The sequence below is a fragment of the Pseudonocardia xinjiangensis genome, from assembly GCF_050948425.1.
Taxonomy (GTDB): Bacteria; Actinomycetota; Actinomycetes; order Mycobacteriales; family Pseudonocardiaceae; genus Pseudonocardia; species Pseudonocardia xinjiangensis.
In genome coordinates this window covers 868,222-879,431 of sequence record NZ_CP192009.1, presented here as the reverse complement: position 1 = coordinate 879,431, position 11,210 = coordinate 868,222, and the positions used below count along the sequence as shown (strand labels likewise).

Genomic DNA, 11,210 nt, shown 5'->3' with positions numbered 1-11,210 from the left:
AAACGTGACCATGTCGCGGCCGGGGCCGCTCAGCGGGGAGGGATTGGGGTGCTCGTCTGTGCTGCTTCGGCCAGCGTGCGGAACGACTCGTCGCTTCCGCTGCCCGTGATCAGCATCCGTACCGGCGCGCCGTTCGGCGTCGGGACCTCGGTGATCCAGATCGGCTCGTCCCGCCCGCCCGACGTGCCCTGCCCGCCGTAGGCGACCCACTGCTGCCCGTCGACGTCGACCGGGCCGCGTCCCGGCACGGCTACCTTGCCGGTCTCGCCGGCCAGCAGCGCCTGCTCGGACGCGTCGCTCTGCAGCAGGCTCACGTAGCGGCCGTCCGGGGTGATGTAGCCGGTGCGCACGGCCCGGCCGCCCCCGTCGACGGGGTCCTGGTCCACGGAGTTCGACCGCCAGTCCGGCGGCACCGCCGGGATCCGCACGGCGAACGGCACCAGCGGCGCGAGCTCGCGCAGTTCGGCAGGAGCATCGACGACCGGGACCGCGGCGGGGTCGACCGACGGGCCGGCGGGGGCGAACGACCACGATCCCTGCAGCCCGCCGATGGCGATCACCACGGCGATCAGCACGCCCAGCGCCACGAGCATGTCGCGCATGGTCATCGCCGACCGCGGCGGCTTCGACGGCGGGCCGGGGTCGGGGCGGCCGGTCGGCCGCGGCGGCGGGTTCGGCTCGGTGGTCACGGCACCCATCGTCCCAGCACGTGCGCATCGTCTCAGCTGCGCCGCTTTCCGGCGCCTTGACCACCGTTGGGGAGGCCGATCTGTCAGGATCAGGACCGATCCCAACGGCCCCACCGGGCACCGCACGTGCTCGCCATCGGGAGGAGGAGCCGCAGATGAGTCCTTCGGAGAACGGGACCACCGGGCGCGAACGGCGTCGAGAGGCGCCCGACCGCAACCTGGCGATGGAGCTCGTCCGCGTCACCGAGGCCGCGGCCATGGCCGCCGGGCGGTGGGTCGGCCGTGGCGACAAGAACGGCGGCGACGGTGCGGCCGTCGACGCCATGCGCCAGCTCATCGGCAGCGTGTCGATGCGCGGCGTCGTCGTGATCGGCGAGGGCGAGAAGGACGAGGCGCCCATGCTGTTCAACGGCGAGGAGGTCGGCAACGGCGAGGGCCCGTGGTGCGACGTCGCCGTCGACCCGATCGACGGCACCACGCTGATGGCGAAGGGCATGCCCAACTCGGTCGCCGTGCTCGCCGTGGCCGAACGCGGCGCGATGTTCGACCCGTCGGCCGTGTTCTACATGGAGAAGCTCGCGGTGGGCCCCGAGGCCGCGGACGTCATCGACATCACCGTCCCGGTGGGGGAGAACATCCGCCGTGTCGCGGGGGCCAAGCACCTCGACGTCACCGACGTCACGGTGTGCGTGCTCGACCGGCCGCGCCACGAGTCGCTGGTGAAGGAGATCCGGCGCACGGGCGCGCGCATCCACTTCATCTCCGACGGCGACGTGGCAGGCGCGATCTCCGCCGCCCGCCCCAACACCGGCGTCGACCTGCTCTACGGCATCGGCGGCACGCCGGAGGGCATCATCACGGCGGCCGCGATGAAGTGCATGGGCGGCGCGATGCAGGGCAGGCTCTGGCCCACCGACGACGAGGAGCGCGCCAAGGCCGTCGACGCGGGCCACGACCTGGACCGGGTGCTCACCACGGACGATCTCGTGCGCGGCGACAACGTGTTCTTCTGCGCCACCGGCATCACCGACGGCGACCTGCTGCGCGGCGTGCACTACCGCGCAGGTGGCTGCACCACGCAGTCGATCGTGATGCGGTCGAAGTCCGGCACCGTCCGGATGATCGACGGCTACCACCGGCTGACCAAGCTGCGCGAGTACTCCTCAGTGGACTTCGACCTGTCCGATGAGCAGCTCGCCGCCGTCGAGCACTCTGCCCCTCCTCTTCCGTAGCTGAAACAATGCATTCCGTAATGGAATCGTGAGCAGGCACTCGCACCCCCAGGCTTGATCAGGCCGGGCCGACGACCGATGCTCAATGGACCGGCCGCGCTGGGGTGCGCACGGGGGCCTACGGCCGGTCAGCTGGGGTATCGAGCACGGGAGTTCGGCATGCGCGCGCTGAAGCTGTTGGGGATCATCGGGGCGGTGGTCCTCACGGCCCTGCTCAGCGGCGCGGCGGCCGGCACCGCGCCCACCAGCGTCGCGATCGTCTCGGCGGCCCTCATGGTGCCCGCCAACTCCGTCTCCACCGCCGGGGCCGTCGTGCAGCGGGACGCCGTCGCTCCCCCGGCCGCACAGGCCGTCGCTCCGGCACCGGCAGCTGCCCCCGCCCCCGTCGCCGCACCGGCAGCCCCGCCTCGTCCTGCCCCCGCGGCCGTCCCCGTGAAGCCGCGCGCGGTGCCCGGCACCCCCTGCATGTCCACCGCCGACGCCTGCGTCGACCTGTCGGCCAACCGCGCCTGGCTGATCAGTGGCGGTGCCGTGCAGTACGGCCCCGTCGCGATCACCCACGGCCGCGCCGGCTACCGCACACCGCCCGGCACCTTCAAGGTCTCGTTCAAGAACATCAACCACCGCAGCTCGATCTACGACAACGCCCCGATGCCGTACTCGGTGTTCTTCAACGGCGGCATCGCCTTCCACCAGGGCAGCCTGAAGCAGCTCTCGCACGGCTGCATCCACCTCTCGCGCGCCGCCGCGCAGAAGTTCTTCGGCAACCTGGGTGTCGGTGACGTCGTGCAGGTGGTGCGCTAGCGGCCCGTTCGGTGCCGTGGAGCACTCTCCGCTGCGCGTCCCTACCGGTACGAGAAGACTGGGCCACATGAGCGACGACGCCGGCTTCCGCATCGAACACGACACGATGGGCGAGGTGAAGGTGCCCGCCGACGCGCTGTGGCGGGCTCAGACCCAGCGTGCCGTCGAGAACTTCCCCATCTCCGGCCGGGGCCTCGAGCGGGCCCAGATCCGCGCGCTGGGCCTGGTCAAGGGCGCCGCCGCGCGCGTCAACGGGCGCATCGGGGTCCTCGCACCCGAGCTCGCCGAGGCCATCGCCGCTGCCGCCGACGAGATGGCCGCGGGGAAGCACGACGCCCACTTCCCCGTCGACGTGTTCCAGACCGGCTCGGGCACCAGCTCCAACATGAACGCCAACGAGGTGATCGCCTCGGTCGCGGCCGGGGCCGGCGTCGAGGTGCACCCGAACGACCACGTCAACGCGTCGCAGTCGTCCAACGACGTGTTCCCGACGACGATCCACCTCGCGGCCACCGAGGCACTCAGCACCGACGTCATCCCGGCACTGGAGCACCTCGCGGCCACGCTGCGCCGGCGCGCCGAGGACTGGGCCGAGGTCGTCAAGGCCGGGCGCACCCACCTGATGGACGCCGTGCCGATCACCCTCGGCCAGGAGGCCGGCGGCTGGGCGACGCAGGCCGAGTACGGCGCCGCCCGGTTGCGCGACACGCTGCCCCGGCTCGGTCAGCTGCCCATCGGCGGTACCGCGGTGGGCACCGGCCTCAACGCGCCCGACGGGTTCGGCGGCGCGGTCGTCGAGGAGCTCAAGGCGGCCACCGGGCTCGACGCGCTGTCCGAGGCGGGCGACCACATGGAGGCCCAGGGCGCGCGCGACGGGCTCGTGGAGGCCTCCGGTGCGCTCCGTGGCGTCGCCGTGTCGCTGTTCAAGATCGCCAACGACATCCGCTGGCTCGGGTCGGGCCCGCGCACCGGTCTCGCCGAGCTGCACCTGCCGGACCTGCAGCCGGGCAGCTCGATCATGCCGGGGAAGGTCAACCCGGTGATCTGCGAGGCCACGATGATGGTGGCCGCCCAGGTGATCGGCAACGACGCCACCGTCGCCTTCTCGGGCAGCCAGGGCAACCTCCAGCTGAACGTGATGATGCCGGTGATGGCGCGCAACGTGCTGGAGTCGGCACGCCTGCTCGCCGCCGCGGCCCGCCTGCTCGCCGACAAGGTGGTGGCCGGCGCCGAGGCCGACGTGGACCGGGCCCGGGAGTTCGCGGAGTCGTCGCCCTCCGTGGTCACGCCACTCAACCGCTACCTCGGCTACGAGGAGGCGGCGTCGATCGCCAAGCAGTCGCTGAAGGAGCGCAAGACGATCCGTGAGGTGGTGCTGGAGCGCGGGCACGTCGAGTCGGGCAAGCTCACGGGCGACCAGCTCGACGCCGCTCTCGACGTCCTGACGATGGCCCGCGGCAGCAAGACGTCCTGACGCCGCAGGGGGAGGTATCACCCACACGGCTCGAAGCTCGTCGCGCTGCGTGATGATTCACCCGATGTTCACCCTTCTCGCTACGCCACGTGATTGCATGCGGAGGCAAGTAGCGGAGGGAGAACCTGGTGAGCGACTACGGCAGGTTCACGTTCGAGCCGCTGCTGAACCTCGTGAACGGCCGCCCGGTGGGCATGGAGGTGCGCCGCTGCCAGGCGCGTGACCAGATCGAGGTGGTCGCCCGCCAGTCCGTGTGGGGCACCCGGCAGCTCGCGGAGTTCGACTCGGGCATCGCGATCGCCTCGGTGCTGTACGGCACGGAGTACGACGCGACGGTGCCGCTGCACGTGGACGTCCTGGCCGACACGGTGGTGGCGGCCAGGCGGCGCGTGGCGCAGGTGCGCACCTCGCTCCGCAACCGTGACCCCGCGGGGTTCACCCCGCCGATCCTGCTGGAGATCAACCCCGCGCTGTCGGCCGCGCCGCCCGACGCCCTCGCCGAGGGGGTCGCCGAGCTGCGGGCCGACGGTTTCGGCATCGGCTTCGACGCGGTCAGCCGGGGCTTCGGGCTCGATCTCATCGCCGAGCTCGAACCGGACCTCGTCAAGATCGACCCGGCACTGGTGGCGCGGATGCCGCACGCACCGCGCGCGCGTGCCGTGGTGTCGGCCCTGCTCGACGTGTGCCGCGTGGTCGGCGTGCGGGTGTCCGCCACCGGCGTCAGCACGCCGGAGCAGCTCGCCGCCGTGCGCGACCACGGCATCCCCTGGGCCCAGGGACCGCTGCTCGCCGAACCGCGCAGGCGCCCGTCGACGAGCGGGATCCTGCTCCCGGTGGAGCTCATGCCCCGGTCCCGGGCCCCGCAGCCACCGCCGGGCGGCCCGGAGACCGCGCCCCTCGAGCAGCAGCGGCCACGTCAGTCCGTGGCCGATCTCGCGCAGGCCGCGGTGGCGCTGCCGGAGTCGGTGACCGCCGAGAAGGTGCGCCAGGCGCTCGCCGACCACCCGCAGACGGGCAGCGTCGTCCTGCTCGACCCGAACGGGCAGCCCACCGGCTTCCTCGACCGCAACCGGTTCATGCTGGCCATCTCGGGCCCGTTCGGCCGCGCCCTGTACGCCAACCGGCCTGCGATCGCGCTCGCGGAGGAGCCGCGCACGATCCCCGCCACCACGGACGTGCGCAGCGCGCTGAAGTTCTGTCTCTCCGGTGACCGCAGCCGCAGCTACGACGACCTCGTGCTGCTCGACGCGAGCCGCGTCTGCAGCGGGATCGTGCGGGTCACCGACCTGCTGCAGGAAGCCACCGGGAACCCGTCCGCCGCCTGACCACGGCCCGGGCCGCCGTCGCCGGGCCGCCCCCTCCGCACGTCCGGCTTCGCCAGGTCACGACGGGATACCGGACGGGACGGCTCTCGCAATCGGGCTGTATCCGCCGCTACATTCCCCGGACGGGTGATCGCCACACGGCCGAAATGTCAACAGTGCAGGCTGCGGCGTCTCCATCGGGTGAACCAGTCAGTCAGTAAAGAAGGAGCTCCCCATGACCGCACGCCGCGTACTGGTGGCCGCGATCGGCGCCGCGCTGGCGTTGAGCGCGGCCGGATGCGTGAGCTCAGGCGGCTCGGCCAGCACGGACGCCGCGGGCGGCGGCACCGGCTGGGCCACTGCCGCGTCGGCCCAGGCAGGCGGAGGGTTCGACGCCCTCGTCGCCGCCGCCAAGGCCGAGGGCCAGCTCAACGTCATCGCACTGCCGCCCGACTGGGCGAACTACGGCGCCATCATCAAGACCTTCGGCGACAAGTACGGCATCAAGGTCAACTCGGCGAACCCCGAGGGGAGCAGCCAGGACGAGATCAACGCCGTCCAGCAGCTGGGCACCCAGGACCGGGCGCCCGACGTGCTCGACCTCGGGCAGTCCTTCGCCACCGGCAACACCCCGCTCTTCGCGCCGTACCAGGTGCAGACCTGGGACTCCATCCCGGCCGGCAACAAGGACGCCGGGGGCGCCTGGGTCAACGACTACGGCGGCTTCATGTCCATCGGCTGCAACGCGAAGCTGGTGCCGGTCTGCCCCACCACCTTCGCCGACCTCGCCAAGCCGGACTACGCGGGCAAGGTCGCGCTCAACGGTGACCCCACGCAGGCCGCGGCGGCCTTCGCGGGTGTCTGGGCGGCAGCGCTGGCCAACGGCGGCTCGCTCGACGACATCTCCCCCGGCGTCGCGTACTGGAGCAAGCTCGCCAAGGGCGGCAACCTCCTCAAGGTCGACCCGACCCCGGCCACCGTCGAGAGTGGACAGACCCCGATCGTCCTCGACTGGGACTACCTGAACGTCGCGCAGGCCGAGAAGGTCAAGGCGTCGTTCGAGTGGAAGGTCGCCGTCCCGTCGGACGGTCTCTTCGCGCAGTACTACACGCAGGCGATCAACAAGAACGCGCCGCACCCCGCCGCGGCCCGGCTCTGGCAGGAGTTCCTCTACTCCGACGAGGGCCAGAACCTCTGGCTGGCCGGCAAGGCCCGCCCGGTGCGGCTGCAGGCGATGACGGACGCCGGCACCGTCGACAAGGACCTCGCCGCGGCCCTGCCGCCGGTGAGCGGTGAGCCGAAGTTCCCGACGCAGGCCCAGACCGACGCGGCACAGAAGATCGTCGCCGAGGGCTGGTCCGGGGCCACCTCCTAGGAGCAGAGATGACCGCACTGCTCGAGGCTCCCGCCGCTCCCCCGGAACGGGTGCGATCCACCCGTTCCTGGGCGGCGGCGCTGGGGCTGCTGCCGTTCCTGGGCTACATGCTCGTGTTCCTCGGCGGCCCGCTCTTCTTCGTGATCAGCGGTGCCTTCTCCGACCCGGACGGGCGCCCCACCGCGGCCAACGTGCTCGCCTCGATCACCGAGCCGCAGTACCGGGCGGCGTTCCTGTCGAGCCTGGTGCTCTCGGCCGTCACGGCCGTGATCGGCGCCGTGTTCGGCACGTTCCTCGCCCAGGCCGTGCTCATCGGGCGTCCCGACAGCCCGTTGCGCCGGATCGTCGCCACGGCGTCCGGCGTGCTCGCCTACTTCGGTGGCGTGCCGCTCGCCTTCGCCTTCATCGCCGCGCTCGGCCAGACCGGGCTCGCCACGGTCTTCCTGCGCGGCATCGGCATCGACCTCTACGCGGGTGGCTTCCGGATCGACTCGCTGACCGGCCTGGGTCTCACCTACGTCTACTTCCAGGTGCCGCTGATGGTCATCCTGATCACGCCGGCTCTCGAAGGGCTGCTCCCACAGTGGCGCGAGGCGGCGGAGAACCTCGGCGCGTCGGCGTGGACGTACTGGCGCCACGTCGCGTTCCCGGTGCTCGCTCCCGCGCTGGGCGGGGCGACGCTCGTGCTGTTCGGCAACGCCTTCGCGGCCTACGCCACCGCGCTGGCGCTCACCAGCGGCTCGATCCCGCTGCTGCCCACCGCGATCGCGTCCGCGCTGTCGGGCAACGTGCTCGCCAACCAGCAGAACGTCGGGCTCGCGCTCGGCTTCGACATGGTGGTCGTGATCGCGGTCGTGATGGTCGGCTACCTGTTCCTGCAGCGCCGGGCCGCCCGCTGGAGCTCACGGTGAGGCGGCGGCGCTGGCGCGTCGTCGTCCTCACGATCGCGGCGATCTACTTCCTGGTGCCGCTGCTGTCGGCAGCCGAGTTCAGCCTCCGCGTCCCGGGCGGTGGCTACGGGCTGGGCAACTACCTGGCGATCGCCCACGACGACGTGCTGCTCACCTCGCTGCTCACGTCGCTGCAGATCGCCGTGCTCACCGCCGTGGTGGTGCTCGTGCTGGTGGTGCCCACAGCGGTGTGGGTACGGCTGCGCTTCCCCTCGGTGGCCGGGTTGCTGGAGAGCGCCACGATCCTGCCGATCGTCGTCCCGCCGGTCGTGATGGCGGCCGGCATCGCGTTCGTGCAGGCCAACCTCGGCGGCCCGGTGTTCCGCACCCTGTTCGCCTCGTCCACCACCGCGCTCACCCCGTTCTACGTGGTGCTCGCGCTCCCCTTCGCCTATCGGGCGGTGGACAACGGGCTCGCCGCCATCCCGCTGCGCACACTCGTGGAGGCGGCCCGCAACCTGGGCGCGGGCCTGCCGTCGGCGCTGGTGCGCGTGGTCCTGCCGGCCATCCGCACCGCCGTCCTCGGCGCCGCGTTCCTGACCCTCGCCCTGGTGCTCGGCGAGATCGTCATCGCCCGCATCCTGCTCTACACCGACACGTTCCCCATCGCCGTCGTCGAGGTGGGGCGCAGCGCCGCGGGCGTCTCGGTGGCGTTGTCACTGGCCAGCCTGCTGTTCACCTGGGTGCTGCTGCTGGCGGTGTCGTTCGCCGGTGGCGGCCGCACCCGTTCGAGGAGGACCTCCGCATGACCGACGTCATCACTGCACCACAGGCGACGGAACGCGGCACCGCCGTGGAGTTCCGTGCCCTGCGGCGCACCTACGGCAGCGCCCACGCCCTCGACGGGCTCGACCTGGCGCTGAAGCCCGGTGAGCTGCTCGCGTTGCTGGGGCCGTCCGGATGCGGGAAGACCACCGCGCTGCGGCTGCTGGCCGGCTTCGACACCCCTACATCGGGCCAGGTGCTGATCGGTGGCAAGGACGTCACCGGCATCCCGGCGTCGAAGCGTGACACCGGCATGGTGTTCCAGGCCTACAGCCTGTTCCCGACGATGACGGCCGCGGAGAACGTGGCGTTCGGGCTGCGCATGCGCCGTGTGGGCGCGGCGGAGCGGGCGCGCCGGGCGGCCGAGCTGCTCGAGGTCGTGGGGCTCGGCGACCGGGGCGGTTCGTACCCGCACGAGATGTCCGGGGGCCAGCAGCAGCGCGTGGCGCTGGCCCGGGCGCTGGCCGTCTCGCCGTCGGTGCTGCTGCTCGACGAGCCGCTCTCGGCACTCGACGCGCGGGTGCGCGTCCAGCTGCGCGACGAGATCCGGCGCGTGCAGCTGGCCGAGGGCATCACCACGCTCTTCGTCACGCACGACCAGGCGGAGGCGCTCGCCGTGGCGGACCGCGTGGCCGTGCTCAACAAGGGACGCCTCGAGCAGGTGGACACCCCGCAGGAGGTGTACACCCGGCCGGCCACCGAGTTCGTCGCCGAGTTCGTCGGGGTCACCAACCACGTCCCCGTCGAGGACGGCCGGATCCGGCCCGGCGCGGACACGCGTCAGGTGCGCCCGGAGGGGCTCACCGTCGGCGACCCGGACGGGCTGTCCGGCACCGTGCTCACGAGCACGTTCCTCGGTGCGGTCACCCGGCTCGTGGTCACCACCGAGGTCGGCGAGCTGATCGTCGACGTCACGAGCCGGCCCGACCTCCCGGCAGCAGGAGAACCGACGACGGTCACCCTGGCCCCGTAGGAGTCCCCACCCAAAGTTCAGGAAAGCCACTTTCAGGCCCTCTGCGGGCAGGAAAGTGGCTTTCCTGAACCACGGGGAGGCCCCGCGCGCACCGGCGAGTGTCGGTGTGCGCTGCCAGGATGGGTCCGTGCTGCTCGCCGACGTCGTCTCCGCCTCCGCCGCGGTCGGGGCCACGCGCTCCCGCACGGCGAAGACGGCCACGCTGGCCGCCCTCCTGCGTAGCGCGGCGCCCCACGAGGTCGAGCCCGCCACCGCCTGGCTGGCGGGCGAGCCCCGCCAGAGCCGCCTCGGCATCGGCTGGCGCACGCTCGCCGGGATCGACGCCGCGCCCGCCGCCGAGCCGCGGCTGGAGGTGGCTGCGGTCGAGGCCGCCCTCGACGCCCTCGCCGCCACCACGGGGGCCGGCTCCACGGCCCGGCGAGCCGCGCTGCTCGCAGAGCTGTTCGGCGCCGCCACCGCCGATGAGCAGGCGTTCCTGCGCCGGTTGCTCACCGGCGAGCTGCGCCAGGGCGCGCTGGAGGGCGTCATGCTGGAGTCCGTCGCCGCGGCTGCCGAGGTCCCCGCGGCAGCGGTCCGGCGCGCCTTCATGCTCTCCGGGCGGCTCCCCGACACCGCCCGGCTCGCGCTCACCGAGGGCGTCGCGGGCCTCGACGCCGTCACGCTGCAGGTCGGCAGGCCGGTGCGGCCCATGCTGGCCTCGCCCGCCGAGGCGCTCGACGCCGCGCTGGCAGAGATCGGGCCCCGCGCGAGCGTCGAGTACAAGCTCGACGGCGCCCGCATCCAGGTCCATCGCGACGGCGCCGACGTTCGGGTGTGGACGCGCACGCTGCGCGAGATCACGCCGAGCGTCCCCGAGCTGGTCGAGCTGGTGCGCGCCCTGCCGTGCCGTTCCGTGGTGCTCGACGGGGAGACGCTCGCGCTGCGCGACGACGGCGGCCCCCGCCCGTTCCAGGAGACGATGAGCCGGTTCGGCGCGGCGGCGGGCGAGCTGCTGCTGCAGCCGTTCTTCTTCGACTGCCTGCACCTCGACGGCACCGACCTGCTCGACGCGCCACTCTCCCAGCGGCTCGACGCCCTCGCCGCCGCGGTCGGCGCCCACCGCATGCCGGGCCTGCTCTCCCCCACCCCGGAGGAGGCCGCCGCACTGCTCGACGAGGCGATCGCCGCAGGCCACGAAGGCGTCATGGTCAAATCGCTCGACGCGCCGTACGCCGCGGGCCGTCGGGGCCGGGCGTGGCAGAAGGTCAAGCCGGTGCACACGCTCGACCTCGTGGTGCTCGGCGCGGAGTGGGGCCACGGCCGCCGCTCCCGGCAGCTCTCCAACATCCACCTCGGCGCCCGCGATCCCGACGGCGGCGAGCCGATCATGGTCGGCAAGACCTTCAAGGGCATGACCGACGAGCTGCTCGCCTGGCAGACCAGCACGTTCCCCGCCCTGGCTCGGGAGCGGTCCGACCACGTGGTCCTGCTGCGGCCCGAGCTCGTGGTCGAGATCGAGCTCGACGGCGCCCAGCGCAGCCCCCGCTACCCGGGCGGCGTCGCGCTGCGGTTCGCCAGGGTGCTGCGCTACCGGCCGGACAAGACCCCAGCGGAGGCCGACACGATCGACGCGGTGCGCAGCCTGTTGCGCGAGTAGAATCCTCT

General features: G+C 72.6%; 10 protein-coding genes. 9 read left to right on the top strand and 1 reads right to left on the bottom strand.

What is annotated here, in order from left to right; all coding sequences use genetic code 11:
- Positions 1–29: 29 nt before the first annotated feature.
- Positions 30–689, bottom strand: coding sequence for a DUF4245 domain-containing protein (locus ACQPZA_RS04305; RefSeq protein WP_433278562.1), 660 nt, complete (start codon positions 687–689; stop codon positions 30–32).
- A gap of 155 nt (positions 690–844) precedes the next feature.
- Between ACQPZA_RS04305 and glpX the strand changes: the two genes are divergently transcribed.
- The 9 genes from glpX (at position 845) to ACQPZA_RS04260 (ending at position 11,202) form a co-directional block, all read left to right on the top strand.
- Complete coding sequence (gene glpX, locus ACQPZA_RS04300; protein WP_433278560.1) at positions 845–1,921, top strand: class II fructose-bisphosphatase; 1,077 nt, start codon at positions 845–847, stop codon at positions 1,919–1,921.
- 159 nt (positions 1,922–2,080) lie between these two features.
- On the top strand, positions 2,081–2,725 hold the full coding sequence (locus ACQPZA_RS04295) for a L,D-transpeptidase (RefSeq protein WP_433278558.1): 645 nt from the start codon (positions 2,081–2,083) through the stop codon (positions 2,723–2,725).
- Positions 2,726–2,792: 67 nt separating this feature from the next.
- Positions 2,793–4,199, top strand: a complete 1,407-nt coding sequence (locus tag ACQPZA_RS04290; protein WP_433278555.1) for a class II fumarate hydratase — start codon at positions 2,793–2,795, stop codon at positions 4,197–4,199.
- 128 nt (positions 4,200–4,327) lie between these two features.
- On the top strand, positions 4,328–5,524 hold the full coding sequence (locus tag ACQPZA_RS04285; protein WP_433278554.1) for an EAL domain-containing protein: 1,197 nt from the start codon (positions 4,328–4,330) through the stop codon (positions 5,522–5,524).
- A 214-nt stretch (positions 5,525–5,738) separates the two neighbouring features.
- Positions 5,739–6,878 (top strand): ABC transporter substrate-binding protein, encoded by a 1,140-nt coding sequence (locus tag ACQPZA_RS04280; protein ID WP_433278552.1) that lies wholly within the window; start codon positions 5,739–5,741, stop codon positions 6,876–6,878.
- Between the two features lie 8 nt (positions 6,879–6,886).
- Complete coding sequence (locus ACQPZA_RS04275; RefSeq protein WP_169399873.1) at positions 6,887–7,789, top strand: ABC transporter permease; 903 nt, start codon at positions 6,887–6,889, stop codon at positions 7,787–7,789.
- On the top strand, positions 7,786–8,577 hold the full coding sequence (locus ACQPZA_RS04270) for an ABC transporter permease (RefSeq protein WP_169399874.1): 792 nt from the start codon (positions 7,786–7,788) through the stop codon (positions 8,575–8,577). Before ACQPZA_RS04275 ends, ACQPZA_RS04270 begins: the two co-directional genes overlap by 4 nt.
- On the top strand, positions 8,574–9,566 hold the full coding sequence (locus tag ACQPZA_RS04265) for an ABC transporter ATP-binding protein (protein WP_169399875.1): 993 nt from the start codon (positions 8,574–8,576) through the stop codon (positions 9,564–9,566). The genes ACQPZA_RS04270 and ACQPZA_RS04265 overlap by 4 nt, the downstream gene beginning before the upstream one ends.
- 127 nt (positions 9,567–9,693) lie before the next feature.
- Entirely contained in the window at positions 9,694–11,202 is a 1,509-nt protein-coding gene (locus ACQPZA_RS04260) for an ATP-dependent DNA ligase (RefSeq protein ID WP_433278548.1), read from the top strand.
- The last annotated feature ends 8 nt before the right edge of the window (positions 11,203–11,210 follow it).